We start from the raw sequence: 24,537 nt of genomic DNA, 5'->3' as shown, positions 1-24,537 counted from the left end.
AAGGAGAATATTTTATGGCAAAAAATGTAACTAAAAAACAAGATCCGGAAGAAGAAAGCCTAGGAAAATTCATCTTAGATGTTTTAATCATGATGGTTGTAATTCTAGGGGTCTTTTATGCCTTGTTTCATTTTGTTCTTTCAAATGATCGGGTTTCTGGGCCTTCAATGCAACCAACTTTTGAAAACAATGATCGGCTTATTTCTGTACGACATTTTACTCCTAAGAGAAATGATGTAGTTGTATTACTAGCCCCAAAAGCTGCCAATGATACTCCTGGTGCTTTATATATCAAGCGCGTAATTGGCCTTCCCGGCGACAAAGTTGTTTCTAAAAACGACAAGATGTATGTTAATGGCAAACTCATTGATGAACCATACTTGAACAACAAGTATAAAAAAGCTGATAATGCAGCTGGCCAAAATTATACGGCTAACTTCACCTGCAAAGTACCAAAAGGTTACTACTGGGTAATGGGTGATCACCGTGATATTTCCAAAGATTCGCATATTTTTGGTCCTGTAAAACGAGATAATCTGGTTGGCAAAGTCGTATTCAGATATTGGCCGTTTAATAAAATTCAGGGATTTTAGTGTCACTTTTCTTTGAATTTGCGGGTTTTTTCGCTAAAATAAAGTTGTAAAGGAGATTTTTATTATGAATCAGCAACTAGAAGAATTGTCCGGTGCAATTATTAATTATCAAATTAAACATCATGTTACTGACACAGACTTGGCTTTTGCTAGTCACCTTTCAGTAGAAAAAATTCACGCAATGAAAACCGGCGAAGGAGAATTTACGACTGAGGAAATCAATCAACTTTATGACTATCTCTCAGCTAATCGCTAATTTTATCACTAAAAAAGGCATCAAGGTTAAACTTGATGCCTTTTTGGTGCGAATTTACTTTTTTTGCCATGCTTCATAAAATTTGTTATATAGAAGTAAGTTGATACCTAAGAGAATAGCATTTAAAGTAATCATTACTAGGAGGCTTCCAGCCAAAGAAAAGTTTGAGTCTAGTACACTACCAAATATAACATCTATTGGAAAAAGTAATGCTTGTCTTAAAAAGCCACTAACTCTAGTTATTGCCCAAGTTACAATACAAATTAGGAAAATCGTGGTAATTCGAATGTACTTACCTCCTCGTTTTACTGGAATAAAGTCTGTAATTGAACGACTTGAAAAATTCAAAAAATCAGCTATGAAGTAAAATAAAAATCCAATCAAAATTATTAGAATCAAGCTTTCAACCATATCTCCAACAAGTTCTGCAATCTGACTGGTAGACATCCTTGTAAAAGCATCTTGAATATCTTTAATTACGATTGTTACTTGTTGATAGAATTTCTTGTCTACTAGCATTGCAAAAAGACAAAGTCCAACATTGATTAGTGCTTCGTAAATTGCAAAGCAGAGAGCTGAAACAAATGAGCTAAGCATATTATCAGTGTACAAAGCTATACTGCTTAGCGGAATTAGGCGCCAGGTTTGATTTCCATTAATCTGTTCATGAGTAATGCAAGTTACGCAGTAAAAGACTATAAAAAGAAGAAAGGATACGAAGAAGAAGCAAGCAACCCATAAAGTCATAAAGCTCAATTGATTAGGCTTTTGTACTAATCTGCCAGATTCAAATTTAAATGAGGAAAATACAGTAAGAGCAAACGATCCAATAAGTCCAATAAGCATCAATAGATTAGCTTTTTTAATTTTAGTTTTGAATAACTCAGTAAAGCTACGATAAAAAATCGACATTAGTCTTCCTCCTTCAGGTATAGCCCTTCATAGTAACTTTCAATGCTTTCATTATTAGCTCTGATTTCTTCAGTAGATTTATGTGAATAAATTGTCTTATCTTTAATAATAACTACTTCGTCAAGTAATGAAGAAATTTCATTAACAAAGTGATCTGAAATCAAAATTGTTGAGTTTTCAGATTTCCAAAGAATAATTGAGTTAATGATTTTTTTTCGAGCCATAACATCGATTCCTGAAAAAGGTTCGTCAAGTAAATATAAATCAGTTTTACGCGCAAAAGTTAATGCAATAATCAACTTCTCACGCATACCTTTTGATATTTCAGATAAACTCTGTTCAGAGTCTAGTTTCATGAATTCGCTTAATTTATCAAACTCTTCCATTTCAAAGTCTTGATAAATTACTTGATAGAATTTAACAATTTCTTTTATTTTGGTTGAATCCGAAAATCCGGATAAGCTATCCGTAAATGATAAGTGCTTCTTTATGTCAGATTCTTTTGTTTGCTCGGCTACGCTTACACTTCCACGGTAGTTTTTAGCTACCCTACTGATGATCCGCATTAATGTGGTTTTTCCTGCCCCATTCTCACCTAAAAGGGCGACAATTTTCCCAGTCTGTATATTCAAATTGATATTTTTTAAAATTGTTTTTTGATTCTTTTTATAGGTTAGATCTTTAATTTCTAAAAGATTTTCCATAGCAATACTCCTACTTTAAATAATTCGCTAAGATTGAGGCAATTTGATTTTCGTTAATTCCTAGTGCTTCCATGTTCTGAACGAATTTATCCAGTTCAGTATGAATTAACTTTTCCTTTGTTTTTTCAAGCATTTCTTGATCCTCCGTAACAAAATTGCCCTCACCTCGTTTAGTATAAAGCACGCCTTCATTATTCATTTGCATCAGAGCGCGTTGTACAGTGTTAATATTCACCGTTAACTGCATGGCTAAATCTCTGACTGAAGGAACTTTATTGCCAGGACCTAGCGTACCAGAAATAATCTGACGATAAAGGTACCGTTTAATCTGCAAGTATATGGGCATATTATCTTTAAATTCCATAAGTTATCCCCTTTTACTGTATTATATTTCTAACACACTATTATATTAAACCACTTTAGTTTATTATGCAATCTTTTTTTAAACTAAAAATCTAATAACAAAAGCCCCAAAGTCAATTGAGATTTTGGGGCTTTTGTTATTAGATTATAGAACCAGTTATTATCGCTCTCTTGGTTCGAAAAATTTCTCAAATAAAAATAAATCTGCTGCTAGAAAAACCATATCGATGACAAACAGCCAAATATTGGCAATTGCTAGGTCACTAATAGTACTTTTACCTATTCCGTTACCACTAAAAAAAGGACCGTTTGAGCTGATAATTGTGCCTAAAAAGTTAAATGCTCTTGAGATTAACCATGCTATTAATAGGATTACTATTATGCGAATAATGCCTAACACTATGCGATTTGACGTTCCAGGTAAAAAGTTCATAATTGTCCGACTAGTGAAGTTTAAAAAACTAACTATAAAATAAATATAAAAGCAGAAAAGGATCAATATGAAGAATAAATTGGCATATGTGAGGTAAAATTCAAAATTTAACTTTGGCAGGGTTGTAATCAATTGGTTTAATGTATTAATTGTATTTTGTCTAAAATCGTTATTTAGCAAGTAGGATATCCCAGAGAGCAGTGCCAAACAAACTATTTCCAAAAATACAAAGTAAACTAAAGCCGCAAAAGAACTAAGAATATTGTTTAGATAATACTTTGAATCACTTAGCGGAATTAATCTAAATGATTGGTTGCGGTTATCACGTTCATTTTGAATGATTGTGAATAAATAATAGTAAAATCCAATAAAAAAGGCAAAAAATAAAAATATCGTGAGTATTTCAGGAAAAAAACTGCTGGTGTCGTTAGTAAGATAAAAGTGCCAGTTGCTAAAACGGACGAAAATGAAAATTGTACACGCCAGTGCTACTACAAACTGAATCAAGATCATTGTGTATGCTCTTTTGCTTCTCATCTTAAATTGGATTTTAAAAAGTCGACCAAACATTATTCATCCTCCGTTTCGTACAGGCTTTCATAAAAGTTTTCAATGCTTTCATTATTAGTTCTAATTTCCTCAGTAGATTTATGGGTGAATATTGTCTTGTCTTTGATTACCACGATCTCATCTAGAATTGTCGCAATTTCATTAACAAAATGATCGGAAATTAGAATAGTTGCATTATCAGTTTTCCAACGAATGATTGAACTGATAATTTTTTTGCGTGCCATCGCATCAATTCCTGAAAATGGTTCATCTAAAAGATAAAGATCAGTTTTACGAGAAAAAGTTAGTGCGATTATCAATTTTTCACGCATTCCCTTAGACATTTCGGATAAGCGTAAATTGTCGTTTAATTTCATGAAATCGCGGAGTTGCGCAAATTCGCTTTTATCAAAATCATCATAAATAACTTCGTAAAAGTTAACGATTCCATTAATTCTATTTCCTTCTGCAAATCCAGACAAACTGTCCGTAAATGATAAATGAGCTTGCCGTTCAAAGTCTTTTACTTGGCCAGCTAAACATACACTTCCGTGGTAATTCTTGGCAATACCACCAATCACGCGCATCAAAGTAGTCTTTCCAGCCCCATTTTCGCCTAAAAGAGCAACAATTTTTCCTGGTTTTAAGGTCAAATTGATACTGTCTAAAATTGTTTTTTGATTTTTCTTATAGGTTAAATTCTTAATGTCTAAGAGATTTTCCATCAAATACACTCCTACTTGAAATACTCGGTCAAAATTTTAGTAATCTGATTATTCGTAACACCTAAATCGTGCATACTCTGAACAAATTTACTTAGCTCCTCAGTAATTAGGTCTTGCTTAGTTTTTTCTAGCAAGTCAACATCTTCAGTGACGAAGTTGCCCTCACCACGTTTTGTATATAAGATACCTTCAACATTCATCTGTTGCAATGCTCTTTGTACTGTATTTACGTTAACTGTTAATTGAACAGCAAGATCACGTACAGAAGGGATTTTTTGCCCTGGTTCTAGTTCACCAGTAACAATTTGCCGGTAAAGATATTGCTTAATTTGTAGATAAATGGGAATGTTATCCTTGAATTCCACAAGTCCACCATCCTTTTTTTGCTGTATTACAATTCTAATACGCTGTAATAATAGCGCAGTTTTTCCTATTGTGCAATCTTTTTATTTATACGATTGTAAATCTTTATTTATTGTTAAGTGTTCCACGTCTTAGCTAAATTGGACTAGACAGAGTTAAAGAGCCCGTAAAACCTATTTTATCAATGATTTTATGGGCTCTATTTTACCATCATACTAGATGTGCATAATTTTAACGACTAGTCTAAAGGTCATTTTTCCTTACTAATTTTAGCTTTTTTTAGTTTAATTAAAATTTGTAGAAAAGATTTTTTACGCAGTTTTGTTTCACTTGCGATTATTTGCGGCGTTCATTTCCGTCATGGCAACCATGACATCTACGGCTTTATACATAGATTCTAACACAGTATACTCGTAGCGACCATGCATGTTTTCCTGTCCAGAAAATAGGTTTGGACAAGGCAATCCTTTGTAGGTTAGTTGCGAGCCATCTGTACCACCTCTAATTGGATCTTCATTAATTTCGTTAAGTCCCTCTTTACGATATGCGTCTCGAGCTAAATTAACGATATCCATGTGCTTTTCCAGTTCATCTGCCATATTGTAGTATTGATCTCTCATGGTCAGTTTTATGCGCTCTGTTCCAAACTCATCGTTCATTTTTTTGACAATTGCCTTAACTAAATCTTTGCGGTTCTCAAGGCCATCACGCTCAAAGTCACGTATAATGTACTCTAATTGAGCATTATCAACTGAACCTTGAAAGTTAGTTAAATGGAAAAAGCCCTCTCGCCCACTTGTTTTTTCAGGAACTTCAGAGCTAGGCAGTTGATTTTGAAAATCGATACCGATTTGAATAGCATTAATCATTTGGTCTTTAGCTACTGATGGGTGTACATTTACTCCTTGAATATCAAGTGTAAACGTTGCGGCCGAAAAAGTTCCCCAATCAAGTTTCCCTGGCGCTGCTCCATCTAAAGTGTACGCAAATTCTGCTCCAAAATCTTCCACGTCGAAATGAGGGGCGCCCATACCAATTTCTTCATCAGGTGTAAAACCAATGCGAATTTTGCCATGCTTAATTTCAGGGTGATCAAGCAAATACTCGGCTAAAGTAACAACTTCAGCTACCCCACATTTGTCGTCTCCACCAAGCAATGTATCACCAGAAGTCGTGATTAAAGTCTTACCTTGGTATTTTTTCAAATTAGGAAATACTTCCGGATCCAAATAAAATTCGGAATCACCTAATCGGATTTTTGACTTACCGTCATAATTTTCATGAATCTGTGGTTTAACATTTTCTGCGTTGAAATCAGCAGTATCAACATGAGCTAAAAACCCCATTACTGGCACGTCATAGTCAACTGTTGCAGGAATTTCAGCAATTACACATCCTGATTCAGGGTTATAGTGGACGTCGCTTAAACCTAGCTTTTCAAGATCTTTCATGATTACTTGTTTTTGAAAATCATCCTGACGTTTAGTTGAAGGAAAACGATCTGAATGTTCATCGGAACGCGTGTTAACTTTGACATATTTTATAAATCTTGGTAATAAATTTGGATACTCCATTTACTTTTCTCCTATACTAAAATAAATCCTGAAACGGATTAGTTGAAACCTTAGATTTCATAACTTTAATATTCCAACAATTTTCAGTATTCCATTTAACTATTTTTTCGTAGATTTTCTGACTAAATACCTTTTCAGTATAATGTCCTGGATCTACGACCGTCAAGCCTGCTGAAATCATATCATGGCCGGTATGGTAATAAACATCTCCTGTAATAAAAGCATCAATGTTATCTTCGACTGCATTATGCCAGTATTTTCCACCATCACCACAAATAAAACTAACGGTAGAAATTTCTTTTTGATTATCTGCTGCAATCAGGCGTACCATTTTAACCTTCAATTTGTCTTTAACATAATAGGCGAAATCATACGCAGACATTGGTTGTGGGAGTTTACCTTTACGACCAATGGCAATTCCATCGTCATCTAAACAAAACGGTTCGACTTCGGTTAGTCTTAATTCTTCAGCTTGCCAGTCACTTGATCCGCCTTGCGCTTTATCGGAGTTAGTGTGAATAGAGTATACCGTGATACCATTAGCAATTATTTTACCGTACATTTCATATTGTGGATTCGCAAAATTTAAATTTGCTGCAGGGTGAAACATTAAAGGATGATGGCTAATAATCAAGTCCACTCCTTCTTTAATTGCTTCTTCAACAACTTGCGGACGTACGTCTAAAGTCGTCATTAGCTTGGTAACTCTTTGTTCTAATGAACCAATTTGGATTCCAACGGGATCTCCTTGACTTGCGATTTCTTCAGGAAAGTTTGCTTGTAGAATTAGAACAATATCTTTAACTTTGGTCATTTAATGCTCCTTTAATCATCTCAATATGACGCTCTACTTGGTTGATAAGGGTTTTATTTTTATGCTTGGCTTTATTGAGATTAACTAGTAGCTTACGCTGATACTCTAGTTGTCCTTGCCATTTTTGATAAAAAACCTGATTTCGATTTTTCAGTAAAATTGGGCCAAAATATAATTCTTCAGAAGTTAGTTTGACGATGGCGGAATATTTTTGCGCCTTTATGAGCTCGTATACGTGACCAGCTTCAGCAACAATCTTTTCATCTTCGATTAGATATTTATGACTAGTAAGCCACTTACGTACACCACATTCGCCTACATTTGGCTCAAGAATTAGCGTTTCAAACTGTAAACTATTTTGCCAAGCGTCATCTAGAATCTGGGTTATTAATTTTCCACCCATTCCGGCGATAACGACAGTGTCTATATTGTCTTGCGGTTTTATAGTCATTAAACCAGCACCAAGCCGAGTTTCAATTTGATTTTCTAAGCCTGCTTTAGTAATGTCCTGCTTAGCATTTTCAAGGGGTCCTTTGGCAACATCGCTTGCAATTGCAAAACTAACTTTACCAGATTTTACAAGTTCAATTGGCAAGTATGCGTGGTCAGTACCGATATCAGCAATCCGACTACCGGCGCCAACCATATTTGCTAAAGTATTTAAACGTAAATTCACTTTATAGCCTACTTTCTTTGTATAAAAAATTTTAGCATAATCTAATGATAGTTTGTGAAAAATAACTAGAAACTACTATATTTTTACTCTTTAAAAGTCATATAATGAAAGCAACTTGTTTTTAAGGAGAGGGGCTTTTTAATGGACAGAACTGAACCTGTAACTTTAACTAATATGTGCATGATTACAGATAATAATAAAATCTTAGTTTTAAATCGCAATGATCCATACTGGCCTGGCTTAACTTTTCCTGGCGGACATGTTGAGGCCCATGAGTCTTTTTTTGATTCAGTTGTTCGAGAAGTAAAAGAAGAAACTAATTTAGTAATTACTAATCCAAAACTTTCAGGAATTAAACAATTTTATGATGAAAATGATCATCGTTATATTGTATTTTTTTATACTGCAACTGATTTTAGTGGGAAAGTTAAGGCTTCAAGAGAAGGTAAATTAACTTGGATGACCAAAGAAGAACTGTTAAACGAAAAACTTGCTTATAACTTTGACCGAGATTTACTTGTTTATTTTAATCAAAACATTGATGAGCACATTCTTGATGATGAAAGAGACGAACTGTTTTAAAAACTATCTTCTACCAGTCATATTGAGCTACTTTAAAGCACGTTTTCCTAACAAAAAAGACACTTCGCATAAAGCGAAATGTCTTTTTTAATTATTCTAATCTAAAAAGTCTCGTAATTGATTTGATCGACTAGGATGACGTAACTTACGAAGTGCTTTGGCTTCAATTTGACGAATCCGTTCACGGGTCACGCCAAAGACCTTGCCTACTTCTTCCAAAGTTCTGGTTCTACCATCATCAAGTCCAAAACGTAGTCGCAGCACGTTTTCTTCTCGATCAGTTAAAGTGTCGAGTACTTCTTCCAACTGTTCTTTAAGCATTTCATATGAAGCATGTTGCTCCGGACTTGTAGCATCTTTATCCTTGATAAAGTCACCCAAATGAGAATCGTCTTCTTCACCAATCGGCGTTTCAAGTGAAACTGGTTCTTGAGCAATTTTTAGAATGTCGCGCACTTTGCTTGTTGGCATATCCATTTCGGCACCAATTTCTTCTGGAGTAGGTTCGCGACCGAGATCTTGAAGTAGCTGTCTTTGAATTCTGATTAACTTATTAATGGTTTCCACCATGTGAACTGGAATTCTGATTGTACGCGCTTGATCAGCAATTGCTCGGGTAATTGCTTGTCTAATCCACCAAGTTGCATAAGTTGAGAACTTAAAGCCCAAGCTATAATCAAACTTGTCAACCGCCTTCATTAGTCCCATATTACCTTCTTGAATCAAATCAAGGAAAGACATACCACGACCAACATAGCGCTTGGCAATTGAAACGACTAATCGAAGATTAGCTTCAGCTAATTCTTGTTTAGCTTCTTCGTCGCCTTTTTCAATTCTCTTTGCCAATGAAATTTCCTGATCAGCATTAAGAAGTGGAACACGTCCTATCTCCTTTAAATACATCCTAACGGGATCATTCATCCTAACGCTTGACGGAGCTGACATATCCTTTAATTCAGCTTTTTCAACATCTTTTTGCTTTTTCAAAGCTAATTTAGATGGTTCACCGTCTTCATCAACAATACTGATACCATTGTCTTCAAATTCTTGAACTAACTGATCAACTGCTTTACCCTGCAGTTTGTAGGGCTTGACAAGACGGTCAACAAACTCATCTTCAGTAATTGCCTTTTCTTTTTTAACAGCTTTGACAACTTCCTTTACCACTTTATCTAAAGATGGCTGTTCTTTCTTGTTTGTGCTTTTCTTTTCTACCACTATAAGCCCCCCTTTAACCCTGGATTCTTTTTAACTGTAAAATTTTTTGAGTAATGGAAATAATCTCATCAGTATCCATTTTTCTTTTGGCGTCTTGCAAATTATTCATTAATTTACTAAGCTCTGCGTTAATTTGGCGCTTTTTTAAAGCGTTAATTTGCTCATCAATTTCACGGTCAGAAAAATCCTGAGGCATGTCTGTCATTTCAGCATTAACTATTATACCTTGAAGTTGTCCAGGAATAAAATCTAAAAACCCATTAACAGTTGATTTTTTTTCTGCTTTACTATAATTTAACCATAATTCCGCTAATTTTTGATAATCTTGATCCGGAAATAAGAACTTTTGCTTAATTAAATAATCACGTGCATGCTCGGAATGTAAAAACAAATATAAAAGTCGTGTTTGCACCGGATCATTTACTGTGTTTTGCTCAATGTCACTTTCAAGTGAAATATCGCCGGAAAATTCTGGTGAAGGTGCAAACTGATTGCCTTGGTGTTGCTTTGCGGCATTCAACTGCCGACGATATTTCACAAGATTTACTTTTAAGGAATCCTTTGAAACGCCTTGTTGCTGCGAAATTCTATCTAAGTATAAATCTTGTTCCACTGGATTTGTAAGTTGGGCAATCTCTTTTACAGCTTCATCTAAGTAGGTTAACTTTTCGCGATCGTTGTCCAGGTTGTATTTTTGAGCAAGCCGTTTAAGAAAGAAATCGGTAGGAGTTAATGCACCTTTAATCTCGTCTTGATACTTCTTTTCACCATACTTTTTTACATACTCGTCAGGGTCAAGTTTCTCTGGAAGAATGACAATTCCGAGGTCAAATCCACCTGTTTTGTCAAACAATTTTACTGCACGTTCTTCGGCATGGACTCCTGGTTCATCACCATCATAGTTAATAATAACGTTTTTGGTAATTCGTTTAATCATATATATTTGCTGATCCGTCAAACTGGTGCCCATTGAAGCAATACCTGATTTTACTCCTGCCTGGTAGGCAGCAATCACGTCCATGTAACCTTCATATAGAACTAAGTGTCCTTCCACACGAGCGGCTTTTTTAGCTTCAGCAAAGTTAAAAAGAACTTTCGACTTTTCAAAAATTTTAGTTTCCGGACTGTTGATATATTTGGCTTCTGTTTTATCAGTTGATAACCTTCGTCCCGAAAAACCAATAGCATAACTGCCTTCATTGGTAAGGGTGAACATTAATCGATCGCGAAAACGGTCAAACATTTCGCCTTTTTTTGACTGAACGAATAAGCCGCTTGCAGCTAAGTCTTCATCTTGGTAATCTTTACCACGCAAATACGTTAATAAAAGATTATTTTGTTTTGGCGCATAACCAATTCGAAAGTGATCAATTATTTCTTCGTCAAGTCCGCGTTTATGGGCATAATCAAGTCCTCTTTTACCCGCGTTTGTTGAAACTAGTACACGATGATAAAAATCGGCAGCATCCTCATTGATTTTAATTAAAATGTTGGAGTACTTAGGCTGATGATTACTAAATTCGCCAATTTCAATATGCGCAAATTCAGCTGCTTTTTGAACGCTCTCAGGAAAGGTCAGATTTTCTTTTTCCATTAGAAAAGTGAAAACGTTACCGCCTTTACCACATCCAAAACACTTAAAGAACTGTTTGCCTTCATTAACGGTAAAAGATGGGGTTTTTTCTTCGTGAAAAGGACAAAGTCCAATAAAATCCTTGCCCTTTTTTTCAAGTGAAACATATTGGCTGATTACATTTACAATATTGACATTATTACGAATTTTAGTAATTGTCTCTTCAGGTATTAATCCAGCCATTTTTTCACCTACCTTTATCAAACTATTTGATTACCAGTTTGCTTAAATCACCCAAGTGCTCAGCTAGTTGAGCGACTGAGCTAAGCTGATCTAAGCGGTTATTTTTAACCGCTTCATCTTTATCCATAATCATGTTGGTATTAAAGTACAACTCAATTATTGGCATTAATTTTACAAACCCTTTATACAATTCGGTCAAATTAGTGACGGTTTGTAATGCGTTAACGCCTTGATATAATTCGGTCTCGCTGTCGCTTTCGAATAAGTCTGGATTAACCGCATGCTTGCCCTTGTATTTTGCTTTTTTCAAAATATTATTAATTCTAATGAGGCTTTCAACTACAGGCTTAAATTGTTCGTCGTCATGGTGTAATTGTAGAACATTTGCAGCCGCTAAAATTTGAATTGGATCTTGCTGACTAGATGCCAAAACAGCATCAATAATATCATATCGGTAGTTATTCTTTTGTAAATACTGATTAATTCGATCTCTAACAAATGATGCAATTTCATTATCTTGATCGTTTGTTTTTGGTAATTTTGCTGGAGTTTTACCTTCAAGTGCTGAAACTATTTCAGGTAAAACCTCATTGAATGGTAGCGACCATTTTTGTTCAAGTAGAATGCGAACAATTCCATAGGCGTAACGCCGAAGAGCATACGGATCATTTGAAGAACTTGGAATCATTCCAGCGGCAAAGAAAGTAATAACTGTGTCCAATTTATCAGCCACTGATAAGAGAGAACCAACGGTTGTTTTAGGAAGCTCTCCCTCAGAAGTCGTTGGCATGTAATGTTCTTTGATTGCAACAGCAACATCTTCTTTTTCTCCAGCGAGTATAGCATAGTGCATACCCATTACGCCTTGTAATTCAGCAAACTCTCCCACCATTTGAGTAACAAGATCGAATTTATACAGTTCACTTGCTCGATCAAAATCTGCAATAGTTTGTTCGTCGAACCCCCAGCGTTTAGCCAGTATATCCCCAATTATTTGAACTCGTTTCATTTTCTCAGACATTGAACCAATTTTATCGTGGAAAGAAACATTCTTTAATTTATCGACAAAATGGCTTAGGGGATATTTACGATCTTCATCATAAAAGAATTGCGCATCATCTAAACGAGCAACTAGAACTTTTTCATTGCCTGAAACCACATTTTCAAGATAATTCTTATTACCATTTCTGACTGAAATAAAGTAATTGATTAAGTTACCATCTTGATTGTAAACCTCAAAGTAACGTTGATTATCCTTCATTGATGTTATCAAAACTTCTTGAGGCATCTTCAAGTACTTTTCATCAAATGAACCTGAAAAAACAGTTGGGTATTCAACTAGGTTAGTGACTTCTTCTAGCAAGTTTTCATCGATTTTAATTTGCCAATTATGTTGTTTAACTAAATCATTCATTTGGTCGACAATCATTTCTTTACGTTTGTCGGCATCAACAATCACAAATTGATCCTTTAGCGCTTCTTCGTAATCAGCAGTATTAGCTAAAACAACAGAATCACCTAAAAAACGATGTCCTTCAGTTTTGCGACCAGCAGTAATATCAAGGATTTTAACTGGGATTATTTCGTTACCAAATAAAGATACTAGCCAGTGAATTGGCCGAACAAACTCAAAGTCTTGTGAGTTTCCCCAGCGCATTTTGGTTGGAAAAGTCATTGACTTAATGATGTCGCTCATGCCAAGAAGTATATCGTTTGCTTTTTTCCCTTCTTTTTTGACGTGAACATAGGCATATTCCGTGCCCTTAAGTTCTTCAAAGTAGATGTCATCGGTAGTCATACTCTGACCACGAACAAAACCCTCAGCAGCCTTTGTCCAGTTCTTATCACTATCTAAAGCTATCTTCTTAGCTGGTCCTTTTTTAACTTCATCTATATCATTCTGCTTTTCGGCCAGTTCTTCAACCAAAATTGTAAGTCTACGTGGCGTAGAAAAGGTCTTGATATCTTTAAAACTTAGACCATTTTCTTTTAAATATTTTCGAGTTCTTTCAGCTAATTGCTTAACGCTGCGCGTAACAACATGCGCAGGCATCTCTTCAGTACCAATTTCAAATAAATAATCTTTAGCCATTTTCTTGTCCCGCTTTCTTTTCTTCAGCATTTTTCAACAGCGGAAAGCCTCTTTTTTCACGCTCTTCGACAAAACAGACCGCTACTTCATGAGCTAAATTTCTGATTCTTGCCAAATATCCTGCGCGTTCAGTGACGGAAACTGCACCGCGAGCATCAAGTAAATTGAATGTTTGCGAACACTTCAAGATATAATCATATGCAGGCTGAACCAGATTCAAACCAATTAGTTCTTTTGCAGTTCTTTCGTATACTTCAAAGAAATTGAGCAAGTCTTCTTGGTTTGATTCTTCAAATGCATATTTAGAATTTTCGTATTCTGCCTCTTTAAATATATCGCGATAAAGAATCCCATTGCCCCATTCTAAGTCAAAAACAGAATTAACATCTTGTATGTACGAAGCGAGGCGTTCAACACCATAGGTGATTTCACTCATCGTTGGCTTAACGTCTAGCTCTCCGACAGTTTGGAAATAAGTAAACTGGCTTACTTCCATTCCATCAAGCCAGACTTCCCAGCCAACTCCAGCACACCCCATTGAGGGATTTTCCCAGTTGTCTTCGACGAATCTAATATCGTGCTCAAGTGGATTAATCCCTAAAATTTTTAGACTATCTAAGTAATATTGCTGTATTTCCTTTGGCGCAGGTTTAATTACAACTTGAAATTGGTGGTGCTGAAATAAACGATTGGGATTATCACCGTAACGACCGTCAGCTGGACGACGAGAAGGTTCTACATAGCAAGCTGCCCACGGTTCCGGACCAACAGCACGCAAAAATGTATAAGGGCTCATAGTACCTGCCCCCTTTTCAACATCATATGAAGGCATTACCATACAACCTTTAGAAGCCCAGAATTCTTCTAGTTTAAAAATCATGTCTTGAATTGTTAGTTTTTTGTTTGCCATTTTTGTTCCTCCCTGCATCAGGCCATAAAAAAAGCCTATGCAAAACTTGCATAGGGACGATCTAATCGCGGTTCCACCCTAATTCAGGGAAAAACTCCCTGCTCTCAATTAGCTTGACTAGAGGTGCCTTTTCCTATGTGTCCTTGCACTATCTAACACTCGCTGCACTAGTACTTTTTAAATCCTCATCATTGTCAAAATACAATTATATTTTATCATAAACAGGCTCTAACCTAAAGTGCTAGTCAAACAAATTAAGCTCATCAAGAAATTTCTTAGTTTTTAAGTTTAAATCAATCGTTTCTTGATATATTAGATCTATTGCTCTTCTTGTTGCCTTTTTGGTTTCTTTATTAAGTTTGATTGCCCCCAATCGTCTAGTAGGCAAAAGTGCTATTGTTCGTAAAACTGAAGTTTCTTTCGGTTTTAAACGTAATCTTGTTGTATCAGCGTAGAAGTGTTTACTACATAAAATTCCACCTAGTTTAATGGAATAATCAAAATCGCCTTGTTGTTCACTACAAACAACGCAATGATGCATTTGAGGCTCTACTCCATATGCTGATAAAAGTTTCATCTGAACCATCTGTGTAATCATCTCAGAATCAACACCGGCATCAATTTTCTGCAAGGCAAACTCAGTTAAGTCGTAGTACGTACCTAAATTCTGATATTCACTAAAGGCGTGGTCCACTAGGTCTAGTATAAAAGACGCATAAGCATTTTTGGCTAAATCGGTAAAAATGCCATCAAATTGTCTGACTCCTTTATACGTTCGCAAACTACTTAGTCCCTGTCCGGAGTAATAAATAACATAAGTGCCGTACGAGAAGTTGAGCAAACTAGCTCCTAATTTTGATTTAGGTTTTAATGCGCCCCGCGCAATCATTGTGATTATACCGCTATCTTTAGTCATAATTTTAGCCAGTAAATCAGCCTCATGGTACTTTTGGCGCTTAAATATAATTCCCTGAACTTCTTTAAGCTCACGAGTCATTTTTAAGAAAAGTCCTTAGAATTGTAGCCAATTTGCTTTAAAAATCTAGGATCCGAGCGCCAGTTGCGTTGCACTTTAACCCATAAGTGTAGGTTAACTTTCTCTCCTAATAAGTCTTCAATTTGACGACGCGAATTGATTCCAATTTGCTTAAGCATGCTACCTTTTTTACCAATAATGATTCCTTTTTGACCACTTTTTTCAACATAAATTGTAGCTTCTATTTGGAGTTTGTTTTTTTCATGCTTATTCATCTGTTCAACCCAAACTGCAGCCGCATGGGGAACTTCTTCAGCCGTCAATTTTAATATTTGTTCGCGAATCAGCTCTGCTACTAGAAAGTATTCAGGCCGGTCAGTAATTTGTTCAGGATCATAATAATCAGGACCTTCAGGAAGATAATCACGTAAAACCTGAATTAAGTCCTGAATCCCAATACCTTGAGTTGCAGAAATTGGCAAAAACTCTTTAAAAATATTTAATTTGCGATAATCATCAATTATTGGCAATAAATCGTTAGGGTTTACTTGGTCAACCTTGTTAATTAGTAATAAAACTGGCACTTTTACTTTCTTTAAAAGGTCAACAATATACTGATCACCTTTTCCCATTTTCTCAGGTTCAATCATAAACAAAACGAGGTCAACATCGTTTAAGCTTGAGATGCTAGCCTTATCCATATAGTCATCAAGTTCTAAGCGAGGTTTAAAAATTCCTGGAGTGTCAACAAAAACTACCTGCATATCATTAGCGGTATAAATACCAGAAATTTTGTTTCTGGTAGTTTGTGGTTTATTAGAAGTAATTGCAACTTTTTGTCCTACCAGAAAGTTCATTAGTGTTGATTTACCGACATTTGGTCGACCAACAAGAGCCACAAAACCAGATTTATTTTTCTTTTCTTCAGCCATTATTTACCTCTGCCTTCATCTAATTGTTCTGGATATAATGGTAAGCCGTATTCTTCTAATATTTTACCCTGAATTCTAAACATTGTTTTAGCTTCTTCTGAATCAATGTGGTCAAAACCGTTCAAGTGTAAAAAGCCGTGAACAAGAGTGTAGCCAAATTCTCGTTTCCACCCGGTGCCATATTCTTTACTATGTCGTTGGATAACACTTGGGCACATGAACAAATCACCAATATCCTCTTGAAAATCTGGGTCTTGGCCAAATGCTAAAAAGTCGATTGAATCATCACCATCTTCGATTGCAAAAGAAATAACATCAGTTGGTCGATCTTTTTCACGGTATTTTTTATTAATTGTTTGACTACGCGTTTCATCGACAAAATTAATACTCATTTCCAGATTGCTTTTTTGATTGATTTCTTTTTTGGCGAGTATAAGTAGGTCAAAAATCCACTTTTTCCAATCTATTTCTTGATTATCCAAAAAACCAATTTCATCATTATAGGTAATATCAATTGGCGTCATTAATTCTGTTCTTCTTCCTTTTCATAAGCACTAATAATTTTGGCAACAACTGGGTGACGCACTACGTCATTTGCCGAAAAATGAATAAACTTAATTTGTTCAATGTTTTTTAGGATATGCTGAGCATCAATTAAGCCACTACGTTGTTTACCCGGCAAATCTACCTGAGTCATGTCACCATTAACAATCATTTTTGAATTAAATCCTAAACGAGTTAAGAACATCTTCATTTGCGCATCAGTGGTATTCTGTGCTTCATCAAGAATAACAAAGGCATCATCAAGTGTTCGCCCACGCATATATGCTAACGGTGCAACTTCGATAATCCCTCTTTCCATTAAATGGTCAGTAGTATTTGTTCCCAATATTGAATATAGAGAGTCATAAATTGGTCTTAAATATGGATCGACTTTTTCTTTTAAATCTCCAGGTAAAAAACCAAGCGATTCACCTGCTTCAACTGCAGGTCTGGTAAGAACAATTCGAGAAACTTCTCCTTTTTTAAAAGCAGCAATTGCACAAACAACCGCCAAGAAAGTTTTACCGGTACCAGCAGGTCCGATACCAAATACAACATCATTTTTGGCTATTGCATCTACATAGTTCTTTTGACCCACATTTTTTACTCTAATCGGTTTGCCTTTAGCATCTCGAATTAAAATCTGTTTATACAGGTCAGGAAAGTATTCAGTTGTACCTTTATCAGCCATTTTCATTGCACTAACAACATCAGTAGCACCGATGTTAATATTAATGCTCACAATGTCATCCAGCGCTTTCAGTACAGCTAGTACCTTTTTTGCACTAGTATCATTACCTTCAATTTCAATCTGATTTCCGGTATCAACTACACTGACATCATATCCTTCAGCTAAAAGAGAAAGATTACTGTCGTTAACTCCAACTAATTTTTGGATATTTCCAGGATTCTTAGGTATAAAAGTGGTTTGGGTCAAATAACTCTGCTCCTTTTTTGATTAATTTAGTTGATTGCGTACGGTAGCAGAAGCTGCTTTTCCATCTGCTTTGCCCTTAATTTTAGGCATAATTGCTTTCATGACTTTACCAAAATCAGACTTTCCGGTTGCGCCAACTTCTTTAATTGTATCAGCAACAATTTCTTTAAGTTCTTCGGCTGAAAGTTGCTTAGGCAGATAACTTTCGACAATTTTTAATTCCTGCTTGGTTTCGTCTGCTAGATCATTTCGGTTGGCATGCGTAAATTCAGCAATGGATTCTTCACGTTGCTTTTTTTCGCGATTAAGTACGGTTAATTCTTCGTCAGAGCTCAATTCATGTCCAACTTTAATTTTTTCATTCATAAGGGCTGACTTGATCATCCGCACGGTATTTAGCTTAACCTTATCACGCGCTTTCATAGCATCTTTCAAATCAGATGCAATTTGTTCTGATAAATTCAAAGTAACTCCTTCTTTCTAACCAAAATCTATGTAAATTATACCAAATTCTGATCGTTAATTGATAAAAAACAATTAGATTGCTTAAGCTTGTTTTTCAAAAACAAAAAAGACAACTATCTAATGATAGATGTCTTTTTCTATTTGATTAATAATGTTTACGTTTGCGAGCTGCTTCAGACTTCAGCTTTCTACGAACACTAGGTTTTTCGTAAAATTCGCGCTTACGGTATTCTTGTAAAGTACCACTTCTTGAAACGGAACGTTTGAAACGACGAAGAGCATCATCAATAGACTCGTTTTCGTGAACGACTGTCTTGGCCATATGTGATCCCTCCTTCCATTTCTTGACGTTACCGCCATGCATTTATTTAAATTATATCAAACCACACTAATCGGTCAATACAAACGAACGATATTTTTTTAAAAAAATTATTTCTTTTTCATTTATTTATACTAAATCTGTAAAAGAAGTTCGTTAAATTGTATAATTAAAACAAAAACAAGGAGCAAATAATGGTTGAAGAAACACCTAAAGTAGAGGTAAATATTGTAATTATATCTGATTCAGCTGGCGATACTGCCTTTAACAATGCAGTTGCAGCCGCTGCCCAATTCCCAGAGGCTCAAATAAATTATCGTCGTTACCCTTTTATTATTAATAAAGAAAAGCTCGACGAAACTTTTAATGAAATTGAACAATTTCCAAATTTGATAATTATTTATAGCTTGGCAAAAGATGAAATGCAGATTCCAGTCATTCGCTTTGGTCGCGAGCACCATATTGAGACCGTTGACATACTTTCACCTTCAATGGAGGCAATCCAAAAAACTACTGGTCTCCATCCTCAAAAGAAAATTGGGGCTCAGCACAAAATGAATCAAAAATACTTTGATCGAATTTCGGCAATGGAATTTGCTGTTATGTATGATGATGGTAAAGATCCTAAGGGCTTTTTAGAGGCAGATGTTGTCTTATTAGGTGTCTCAAGAACTTCGAAAACACCGTTGTCGCTTTTTCTTGCCAACAAAAATTTAAAAGTGGCAAACTTGCCGCTTGTTCCAGATACTCACATTCCTAAAGAAATCTACCAAATTGATCCTAAAAAAATTATTGGCTTAACTAACGATCTTTCTGTGTTAAATGAAATTAGACGACAAAGAATGATTTCTTATGGCTTAAATCCTGACACAACCTATTCAAATACTGATGCGATTAAAGCTGAACTTGATTCTGCAAAAAAACTTTACGATAAGCTTGGTTGTTACGTAATTAATGTTGCTCATCGTTCTATTGAAGAAACAGCAGCCTTAATTTTGAATCATCTTGGTATTGAGGATTAAAAATAATTTTTTGCGAGTCGCAATTTTGAGTTTTGAATTTTCTTTCAAAACCCTTTATATAAGCACAATAATTGCATAATTTAAGTTTCTGAAATAGAATCTGTTCAATACCTTGAACTAAAGAAAGCGTGATGCGAATGTCAAATAAAAATCACACTAATTCAAACTTTGACACGGCAATTTTTGCGGGTGGTTGTTTTTGGTGTATGGTTGAACCTTTTGATTCTTTACCTGGAATTGAAAAAGTTGTTTCTGGTTATACCGGTGGTCACGTAAAAAATCCCACCTACGAACAAGTTTCTACTGGAGAGACTGGCCATACTGAAGCCGTTGAAATAACATTTGACCCAGCAATAATATCCTATGAGAAACTTCTGGAATATTATTGGCAAGTCACTGATCCAACGGATGCTGCTGGTCAATTTCAGGATCGCGGACAAAATTATCGTCCGGTTATTTATTATAATTCTCCTGCTCAGAAGCAAGCAGCCGAAAAGTCAAAGCAGCAGTTACAAGACAGCAAAAAATTTGCTGAACCAATTGTTACTGCAATTGAACCCGCTCAACCGTTTTATTTGGCTGAAGAATATCATCAAGATTTTTACAAGAAGGATCCTGAACGCTACCAACTTGAAGAAGCTGGCGGTCGAGCTGACTTTATTAATAAACATTGGAATTAATATAAAATAGTTTATTAATTTTGACATTCACGGATTATCAAAATGGTGCTAGTATATTTACGGACTTTATTAAATAAGCATTTTACTAAGTTTATCAGTGTGCTCTCCTCTAACGAGTGCAGGCTTTAGGTGAAGGGGTTTATAATTAAATGGATCAACTTGACACATTTAATCGGCGTTACAATCTATTATCGAAAATTTCGGCATCACTTTTTTATTCAATAGCGGTTGCAGTTGCGTTAAACTTTTTTTGGCAGCCTGGTCATATGTATTCGTCGGGAATTACCGGCTTTGCCCAATTGATTAATACCTTAAGTGAAAGGTTTTTGCCAGTCACCTTCTCAACTTCAGTCTTATATTTAGCTTTAAACTTGCCTTTGCTTTTACTTGCGTGGTTTAAAATTGGTCATAAATTTACTTTTTTTACGATTATTACCGTCATTCTCGGTTCAATTATGATGCGCGCAATTCACCCAATTAATATGCAAGTCGACCCGCTAGTTTGTGCAATCTTTGGTGGAATGATCAACGGCATGGGTACTGGCTTCGCTCTAAAAAATGGAATATCTACTGGTGGACTGGACATTATCGGGATAGTAATTAGGAGAAAAACTGGTGCAAGTTACGGAAAAGTAAATATTCTAATTAATTTAGTCATTATTGTGGCCGCAGGGTTTACCTTTGGCTGGAATCGTGCCCTCTATTCTGCTTTAACAATTTTTATTAACGGTCGGGTAATTGACGGCGTTTATACTCAACATCAAAAACTCCAAGTAACGATTGTTACTGAACAACCACAAGCAATTATTGATGGCATTCAAGAAAAAATGCACCGTGGTATAACCATTTTTCATGACGTTGAAGGCGCGTATAGCCATATCGAAAAAAAAGTTTTGATTACCGTGATTGATCGTTATGATATGTATGACATCCTTCAAATCGTAAAAAAGAGTGATCCGTATGCTTTTATGAGCGTAACCGAAGTTGAACGAGTTTATGGTAGTTTTAAGGAACAAGAGATAGTTTAAAATGAAAACTGCACCTAACAACTAAGGTGCAGTTTTTTATTTTAATCAATTAAATAATTTGCGGTATTCGCCGTATCCTTCTTGGTCAAGTTGATTGAAAGGAATGAACTTTAATGCTGAAGAATTGATGCAATATCTTAGGCCACCCTTATCTTTTGGGCCATCCGTAAAGACATGGCCTAAATGAGAATCAGCATGGGGACTTTTAACTTCTGTTCTTTCCATGCCTAACGACTGGTCTCGATTATAAACCAATTTTTCGATTGGCTTAGTAAAACTTGGCCAACCGCAGCCTGAATCATATTTGTCTTCGCTTGAAAACAATGGCTCACCAGAAACTACATCGACGTATATGCCCTTTTGATAGAAGTCATCGTATTTCCCCTTAAAGGGATAATCTGTCGCAGCATGCTGAGTAACTTCGAATTGCTCATCAGTTAAGGCTTCTATGCGTTTACTCTTTTCTTCTTGATCCATATTTAATCACCGCCTCAAAGTAACTATAACAGAATTTCTATTAAAAACCTTAAAAGCAGCTCAATAATTTAATACTAATTTAAACTTCCGTAGAACTAATACTGGGTTATAATTATACCTGAACAAAAATACAAGAAAGGTCCTTTTTATGCCAACTTTAGCAAAAAGTTTATCTGAAGAAATCAATACAGAAATTAATAAAATACCTAAATCTGAAATTCGCGCTTTTAGTGATCGGATTTCCCAAATTCCTGGAATGATCAAACTGACTGTTGGTGAGCCAGATTTGAAAACACCAGAGCATATAAAAAAGGCCGCGATGGACGACATCGCTCAAGATGATTCTCATTATGCACCAGAAGCAGGAAAAGAAGAGTATTTAAATTCAGTCAGCAACTACCTTGACAAAAGTCTAGGCGTTTTTTATGACCCTAGTTCTGAAATTTGCGCAACAGTTGGAGTTACTGAAGCGCTGAACGTATCTTTCATGTCAATTTTAAACCCCGGAGATAAAGTTATAGTCCCTACTCCAGTTTGGGGTGTTTACTTTGGTATTATCCGAATGGCAGGTGGCGTTCCAGTTGAAGTGGATACCTCTGATAATAATTTTATTCTTGATGGTCAAACCTTGAAAAGAGTAATGGAACATGAAGGAAAAGGTGCCAAAGCAATTATTATAACAGATCCTTCTAATCCAACCGGTCGCGTTTACGAAAGAAGTGAATTAGCAAGTTTAGCCAAGGTTATCAATGATTACAACTTGTATGCACTAAGTGACGAAATTTATGCGGAATTGATATATGGTGATAAGGAACACTTTTCGTTAGCTCAGATAATTCCTGAGCGCACCATTCTGGTGTCTGGCTTATCCAAAAACTTTGCCATGACTGGATGGAGAATTGGGTACATAGCTGCTCCTGCAGAAATTATGAGATCAATTATTAAAGTAAATTCATTTATGATTACTGCTGTTACCGACAACGTTCAAATTGGAGCTGCGGAAGCTTTAAATAATGGTGAGGAAGACTACGTTAGAGCACGTAGTATTTATGCTGGTCGTCTCCGAATTGTTCAAGAAGGATTGGAAAAAAATGGCTTTAAGATGGCTACACCTGAAGGTGCCTTCTATGTTTTTGCTAAAATTCCAGGTAAGTTTGGCGAAGACGATGTAGCTTTTGCCAATGATTTAGCTGCAAAGGCTAAAGTTGGAGTTTTACCAGGAAGATACTTTGGTGAAGGTGGCGAAGGCTTTGTTCGCCTCTCCTATGCCTATTCTGAAGAGGACTTAAGAACTGCAATTGACCGAATTACTGACTATGTTGAGGCTCTTTAAAAATAAAGTGCTTATTATTAGGTTCATTAGTAAAAATTAGTTTAAAATTTAAAATATAATATTGTTCTTTAATCAAAGAAAGGCCAAAAAAATGCAAATTACAAGATTTGATAAACCAATGTCTACCAATGGTGAACCACCTGTTGTTGATCAGAAAATGCCAGATTTTAAAGTCAGTAAAGCTGATGGCACCTTGGTTACCACAAGCGATTTAATAACTAAGCCAACATTAATTAGTGTAGTTCCCAATATTAATACTAGCGTCTGCAGCATCTCCACAAAGCGTTTTAATGGCGAGGTTGATAAATACGGAAATATTAACTTCTATACCATTTCAACTAATACGCCAGCGGAACAAAAAGATTGGTGTGCTGCTGAAGACGTTACCAACATGAAACTTCTATCTGACCAAAATCTTGATTTTGGAAAGAAAATGGGACTTTATATTAAAGAAGCAAATGTTGACTCAAGAAGTATTTGGATTATTGATTCCGACAAGAAAATATTGTACCGAGAATTGGTTATTGAAATGACTCATGAACCTAATTATGATGCAGCTTTAGACTTTTTAACTAACTTAAAATAAATATAAAAAGGCAACCAAAAAGTTGCCTTTTTATATTTAGAAAGCCGGTTGATCGAGTACTTTCCATTCTGCAAAAGTCTGATCTGCTAAAGTAAAAGTGTTTTTATTAGTTAAAAAAGCTTTCGCTAAAATAACTAAGGGTGAGGAATTAGCAATAGTCAGTTTTTCCAAATTTATTCTAATTGCTCCAAGAGAATCCTGACCCTTAAATTGGCGCACTTCGGGTTGAAGCTCTCCTTTAATTTTCTTAATATCATATAAAACGCAAATGTGTTGGTTATAATGCCATTTTTTATAATTCCAGGGATAGCGAAAAGAAGTGACCCCGACTTGTTCATACTGCAAAATTATTAAACCCGTTTCTTCATTTATTTCGCGAATTACAGCTTTATCAATTTCTTCCCCATCCTCAAGACTTCCACCCGGTAAGTCATAACGATTGATATAGGGACCACCTAACTTTTTAATTACAACTAGTTCTTTTCTGTTTCCAATCCCATAACACCCAAAAGCACGATGAAAGTTACCTGACATATTAATTTCTCCTAAAAACATAGTTAATAATGAGATTTAACTATAACATATAAGAAGAGAAAAAGTACTATACATAAAACCAAAGTAAAAGCCTGAACTCTTAGTTCAGGCTTTTTTTGATATTT

29 protein-coding genes are annotated in these 24,537 nt (G+C 35.5%); 8 read left to right on the top strand and 21 right to left on the bottom strand.

Going from position 1 to position 24,537, the window contains the following annotated elements:
- Positions 1–14 precede the first annotated feature (14 nt).
- Together lepB and AC2JF9_RS01195 are read left to right on the top strand one after the other, a co-directional pair.
- Positions 15–593, top strand: a complete 579-nt coding sequence (gene lepB, locus AC2JF9_RS01200) for a signal peptidase I (RefSeq protein WP_500724861.1) — start codon at positions 15–17, stop codon at positions 591–593.
- A gap of 64 nt (positions 594–657) precedes the next feature.
- On the top strand, positions 658–849 hold the full coding sequence (locus AC2JF9_RS01195) for an LBP_cg2779 family protein (RefSeq protein WP_500724860.1): 192 nt from the start codon (positions 658–660) through the stop codon (positions 847–849).
- Between the two features lie 54 nt (positions 850–903).
- Here the strand turns inward: AC2JF9_RS01195 and AC2JF9_RS01190 are convergent, their stop codons facing one another.
- The 9 genes from AC2JF9_RS01190 to AC2JF9_RS01150 all read right to left on the bottom strand — a co-directional run bounded on the left by AC2JF9_RS01190 (position 904) and on the right by AC2JF9_RS01150 (position 7,962).
- Positions 904–1,761 (bottom strand): hypothetical protein, encoded by an 858-nt coding sequence (locus AC2JF9_RS01190; RefSeq protein WP_500724858.1) that lies wholly within the window; start codon positions 1,759–1,761, stop codon positions 904–906.
- Positions 1,761–2,465: an ABC transporter ATP-binding protein gene (locus AC2JF9_RS01185; RefSeq protein WP_500724857.1), complete on the bottom strand. Its 705-nt coding sequence runs from the start codon at positions 2,463–2,465 to the stop codon at positions 1,761–1,763. Before AC2JF9_RS01185 ends, AC2JF9_RS01190 begins: the two co-directional genes overlap by 1 nt.
- A gap of 10 nt (positions 2,466–2,475) precedes the next feature.
- Complete coding sequence (locus AC2JF9_RS01180; RefSeq protein WP_500724856.1) at positions 2,476–2,829, bottom strand: GntR family transcriptional regulator; 354 nt, start codon at positions 2,827–2,829, stop codon at positions 2,476–2,478.
- Between the two features lie 159 nt (positions 2,830–2,988).
- Positions 2,989–3,774, bottom strand: coding sequence for a hypothetical protein (locus AC2JF9_RS01175; protein WP_500724855.1), 786 nt, complete (start codon positions 3,772–3,774; stop codon positions 2,989–2,991).
- Positions 3,775–3,830: 56 nt separating this feature from the next.
- Entirely contained in the window at positions 3,831–4,535 is a 705-nt protein-coding gene (locus tag AC2JF9_RS01170; RefSeq protein WP_500724854.1) for an ATP-binding cassette domain-containing protein, read from the bottom strand.
- Positions 4,536–4,546: 11 nt separating this feature from the next.
- Complete coding sequence (locus AC2JF9_RS01165) at positions 4,547–4,900, bottom strand: GntR family transcriptional regulator (RefSeq protein ID WP_500724853.1); 354 nt, start codon at positions 4,898–4,900, stop codon at positions 4,547–4,549.
- A gap of 324 nt (positions 4,901–5,224) precedes the next feature.
- Positions 5,225–6,472, bottom strand: a complete 1,248-nt coding sequence (gene pepT / locus AC2JF9_RS01160) for a peptidase T (protein WP_500724852.1) — start codon at positions 6,470–6,472, stop codon at positions 5,225–5,227.
- A gap of 16 nt (positions 6,473–6,488) precedes the next feature.
- Positions 6,489–7,286 carry a Nif3-like dinuclear metal center hexameric protein gene (locus tag AC2JF9_RS01155; RefSeq protein ID WP_500724851.1) on the bottom strand — a complete coding sequence of 266 codons (798 nt, stop codon included), beginning with the start codon at positions 7,284–7,286 and terminating at the stop codon, positions 6,489–6,491.
- Positions 7,273–7,962 carry a tRNA (adenine(22)-N(1))-methyltransferase gene (locus AC2JF9_RS01150; protein ID WP_500724850.1) on the bottom strand — a complete coding sequence of 230 codons (690 nt, stop codon included), beginning with the start codon at positions 7,960–7,962 and terminating at the stop codon, positions 7,273–7,275. The genes AC2JF9_RS01155 and AC2JF9_RS01150 overlap by 14 nt, the downstream gene beginning before the upstream one ends.
- A 141-nt stretch (positions 7,963–8,103) precedes the next feature.
- Here AC2JF9_RS01150 and AC2JF9_RS01145 point away from each other — a divergent pair, with 141 nt between their 5' ends.
- Positions 8,104–8,544 carry an 8-oxo-dGTP diphosphatase gene (locus tag AC2JF9_RS01145; protein ID WP_500724849.1) on the top strand — a complete coding sequence of 147 codons (441 nt, stop codon included), beginning with the start codon at positions 8,104–8,106 and terminating at the stop codon, positions 8,542–8,544.
- Positions 8,545–8,640: 96 nt separating this feature from the next.
- Here AC2JF9_RS01145 and rpoD read toward each other — a convergent pair whose 3' ends face one another.
- The 10 genes from rpoD to rpsU form a co-directional block, all read right to left on the bottom strand.
- Positions 8,641–9,762, bottom strand: coding sequence for an RNA polymerase sigma factor RpoD (gene rpoD / locus AC2JF9_RS01140; RefSeq protein ID WP_500724848.1), 1,122 nt, complete (start codon positions 9,760–9,762; stop codon positions 8,641–8,643).
- Positions 9,763–9,775: 13 nt separating this feature from the next.
- On the bottom strand, positions 9,776–11,578 hold the full coding sequence (gene dnaG / locus AC2JF9_RS01135) for a DNA primase (protein ID WP_500724847.1): 1,803 nt from the start codon (positions 11,576–11,578) through the stop codon (positions 9,776–9,778).
- Positions 11,579–11,600: 22 nt separating this feature from the next.
- Positions 11,601–13,670, bottom strand: coding sequence for a glycine--tRNA ligase subunit beta (gene glyS / locus AC2JF9_RS01130; RefSeq protein ID WP_500724846.1), 2,070 nt, complete (start codon positions 13,668–13,670; stop codon positions 11,601–11,603).
- A complete protein-coding gene (glyQ, locus tag AC2JF9_RS01125) occupies positions 13,663–14,580 on the bottom strand; it encodes a glycine--tRNA ligase subunit alpha (RefSeq protein WP_500724845.1) in 918 nt (305 codons plus the stop codon). Before glyQ ends, glyS begins: the two co-directional genes overlap by 8 nt.
- A gap of 241 nt (positions 14,581–14,821) precedes the next feature.
- A complete protein-coding gene (gene recO, locus AC2JF9_RS01120; protein WP_500724844.1) occupies positions 14,822–15,577 on the bottom strand; it encodes a DNA repair protein RecO in 756 nt (251 codons plus the stop codon).
- A gap of 2 nt (positions 15,578–15,579) precedes the next feature.
- Positions 15,580–16,488 (bottom strand): GTPase Era, encoded by a 909-nt coding sequence (era, locus tag AC2JF9_RS01115; protein ID WP_500724842.1) that lies wholly within the window; start codon positions 16,486–16,488, stop codon positions 15,580–15,582.
- The gene (gene ybeY, locus AC2JF9_RS01110) at positions 16,488–17,012 is read right to left on the bottom strand and encodes an rRNA maturation RNase YbeY (RefSeq protein WP_500724841.1); all 525 of its coding nucleotides are present in this window, start codon (positions 17,010–17,012) and stop codon (positions 16,488–16,490) included. The genes era and ybeY overlap by 1 nt, the downstream gene beginning before the upstream one ends.
- On the bottom strand, positions 17,012–17,968 hold the full coding sequence (locus AC2JF9_RS01105; protein ID WP_500724840.1) for a PhoH family protein: 957 nt from the start codon (positions 17,966–17,968) through the stop codon (positions 17,012–17,014). Before AC2JF9_RS01105 ends, ybeY begins: the two co-directional genes overlap by 1 nt.
- Before the next feature lie 21 nt (positions 17,969–17,989).
- Complete coding sequence (locus AC2JF9_RS01100) at positions 17,990–18,433, bottom strand: GatB/YqeY domain-containing protein (protein WP_500724839.1); 444 nt, start codon at positions 18,431–18,433, stop codon at positions 17,990–17,992.
- A gap of 145 nt (positions 18,434–18,578) precedes the next feature.
- Entirely contained in the window at positions 18,579–18,755 is a 177-nt protein-coding gene (rpsU, locus tag AC2JF9_RS01095) for a 30S ribosomal protein S21 (protein WP_046306945.1), read from the bottom strand.
- 191 nt (positions 18,756–18,946) lie between these two features.
- On the opposite strand from rpsU, the gene AC2JF9_RS01090 reads away from it, so the two are divergent.
- The 3 genes from AC2JF9_RS01090 (at position 18,947) to AC2JF9_RS01080 (ending at position 21,482) form a co-directional block, all read left to right on the top strand.
- Positions 18,947–19,774: a pyruvate, water dikinase regulatory protein gene (locus AC2JF9_RS01090; RefSeq protein ID WP_500724838.1), complete on the top strand. Its 828-nt coding sequence runs from the start codon at positions 18,947–18,949 to the stop codon at positions 19,772–19,774.
- A gap of 137 nt (positions 19,775–19,911) precedes the next feature.
- Positions 19,912–20,454: a peptide-methionine (S)-S-oxide reductase MsrA gene (gene msrA, locus AC2JF9_RS01085; protein WP_500724837.1), complete on the top strand. Its 543-nt coding sequence runs from the start codon at positions 19,912–19,914 to the stop codon at positions 20,452–20,454.
- Between the two features lie 149 nt (positions 20,455–20,603).
- On the top strand, positions 20,604–21,482 hold the full coding sequence (locus AC2JF9_RS01080) for a YitT family protein (RefSeq protein ID WP_500724836.1): 879 nt from the start codon (positions 20,604–20,606) through the stop codon (positions 21,480–21,482).
- A 45-nt stretch (positions 21,483–21,527) separates the two neighbouring features.
- Here AC2JF9_RS01080 and msrB read toward each other — a convergent pair whose 3' ends face one another.
- Positions 21,528–21,959: a peptide-methionine (R)-S-oxide reductase MsrB gene (msrB, locus tag AC2JF9_RS01075; protein ID WP_500724835.1), complete on the bottom strand. Its 432-nt coding sequence runs from the start codon at positions 21,957–21,959 to the stop codon at positions 21,528–21,530.
- A 148-nt stretch (positions 21,960–22,107) separates the two neighbouring features.
- On the opposite strand from msrB, the gene AC2JF9_RS01070 reads away from it, so the two are divergent.
- Together AC2JF9_RS01070 and tpx are read left to right on the top strand one after the other, a co-directional pair.
- A complete protein-coding gene (locus AC2JF9_RS01070) occupies positions 22,108–23,292 on the top strand; it encodes an aminotransferase class I/II-fold pyridoxal phosphate-dependent enzyme (RefSeq protein WP_500724834.1) in 1,185 nt (394 codons plus the stop codon).
- 91 nt (positions 23,293–23,383) lie between these two features.
- Positions 23,384–23,878, top strand: coding sequence for a thiol peroxidase (gene tpx / locus AC2JF9_RS01065; RefSeq protein WP_500724833.1), 495 nt, complete (start codon positions 23,384–23,386; stop codon positions 23,876–23,878).
- 36 nt (positions 23,879–23,914) lie between these two features.
- Here the strand turns inward: tpx and AC2JF9_RS01060 are convergent, their stop codons facing one another.
- Positions 23,915–24,412, bottom strand: a complete 498-nt coding sequence (locus AC2JF9_RS01060; RefSeq protein ID WP_500724832.1) for an NUDIX hydrolase — start codon at positions 24,410–24,412, stop codon at positions 23,915–23,917.
- Positions 24,413–24,537: the final 125 nt, after the last annotated feature.

The sequence above is a fragment of the Lactobacillus sp. C449L genome (genome assembly GCF_059900815.1).
This window is presented reverse-complemented; position numbering and strand designations above follow the sequence as displayed.

Excerpts from the sequence above, each read along its gene's own strand:
- lepB (WP_500724861.1), top strand. The coding sequence starts at position 15 with ATGGCAAAAAATGTAACTAAAAAACAAGATCCGGAAGAAGAAAGCCTA.
- AC2JF9_RS01180 (WP_500724856.1), bottom strand. The coding sequence starts at position 2,829 with ATGGAATTTAAAGATAATATGCCCATATACTTGCAGATTAAACGGTAC.
- glyQ (WP_500724845.1), bottom strand. The coding sequence starts at position 14,580 with ATGGCAAACAAAAAACTAACAATTCAAGACATGATTTTTAAACTAGAA.
- AC2JF9_RS01155 (WP_500724851.1), bottom strand. The coding sequence starts at position 7,286 with ATGACCAAAGTTAAAGATATTGTTCTAATTCTACAAGCAAACTTTCCT.
- AC2JF9_RS01145 (WP_500724849.1), top strand. The coding sequence starts at position 8,104 with ATGGACAGAACTGAACCTGTAACTTTAACTAATATGTGCATGATTACA.
- AC2JF9_RS01170 (WP_500724854.1), bottom strand. The coding sequence starts at position 4,535 with ATGGAAAATCTCTTAGACATTAAGAATTTAACCTATAAGAAAAATCAA.
- era (WP_500724842.1), bottom strand. The coding sequence starts at position 16,488 with ATGGCTGAAGAAAAGAAAAATAAATCTGGTTTTGTGGCTCTTGTTGGT.
- AC2JF9_RS01190 (WP_500724858.1), bottom strand. The coding sequence starts at position 1,761 with ATGTCGATTTTTTATCGTAGCTTTACTGAGTTATTCAAAACTAAAATT.
- recO (WP_500724844.1), bottom strand. The coding sequence starts at position 15,577 with ATGACTCGTGAGCTTAAAGAAGTTCAGGGAATTATATTTAAGCGCCAA.
- AC2JF9_RS01185 (WP_500724857.1), bottom strand. The coding sequence starts at position 2,465 with ATGGAAAATCTTTTAGAAATTAAAGATCTAACCTATAAAAAGAATCAA.
- msrA (WP_500724837.1), top strand. The coding sequence starts at position 19,912 with ATGTCAAATAAAAATCACACTAATTCAAACTTTGACACGGCAATTTTT.
- AC2JF9_RS01070 (WP_500724834.1), top strand. The coding sequence starts at position 22,108 with ATGCCAACTTTAGCAAAAAGTTTATCTGAAGAAATCAATACAGAAATT.
- AC2JF9_RS01175 (WP_500724855.1), bottom strand. The coding sequence starts at position 3,774 with ATGATCTTGATTCAGTTTGTAGTAGCACTGGCGTGTACAATTTTCATT.
- msrB (WP_500724835.1), bottom strand. The coding sequence starts at position 21,959 with ATGGATCAAGAAGAAAAGAGTAAACGCATAGAAGCCTTAACTGATGAG.
- AC2JF9_RS01080 (WP_500724836.1), top strand. The coding sequence starts at position 20,604 with ATGGATCAACTTGACACATTTAATCGGCGTTACAATCTATTATCGAAA.
- dnaG (WP_500724847.1), bottom strand. The coding sequence starts at position 11,578 with ATGGCTGGATTAATACCTGAAGAGACAATTACTAAAATTCGTAATAAT.
- pepT (WP_500724852.1), bottom strand. The coding sequence starts at position 6,472 with ATGGAGTATCCAAATTTATTACCAAGATTTATAAAATATGTCAAAGTT.
- ybeY (WP_500724841.1), bottom strand. The coding sequence starts at position 17,012 with ATGACGCCAATTGATATTACCTATAATGATGAAATTGGTTTTTTGGAT.
- AC2JF9_RS01060 (WP_500724832.1), bottom strand. The coding sequence starts at position 24,412 with ATGTCAGGTAACTTTCATCGTGCTTTTGGGTGTTATGGGATTGGAAAC.
- tpx (WP_500724833.1), top strand. The coding sequence starts at position 23,384 with ATGCAAATTACAAGATTTGATAAACCAATGTCTACCAATGGTGAACCA.
- AC2JF9_RS01090 (WP_500724838.1), top strand. The coding sequence starts at position 18,947 with ATGGTTGAAGAAACACCTAAAGTAGAGGTAAATATTGTAATTATATCT.
- AC2JF9_RS01195 (WP_500724860.1), top strand. The coding sequence starts at position 658 with ATGAATCAGCAACTAGAAGAATTGTCCGGTGCAATTATTAATTATCAA.
- glyS (WP_500724846.1), bottom strand. The coding sequence starts at position 13,670 with ATGGCTAAAGATTATTTATTTGAAATTGGTACTGAAGAGATGCCTGCG.
- rpsU (WP_046306945.1), bottom strand. The coding sequence starts at position 18,755 with ATGGCCAAGACAGTCGTTCACGAAAACGAGTCTATTGATGATGCTCTT.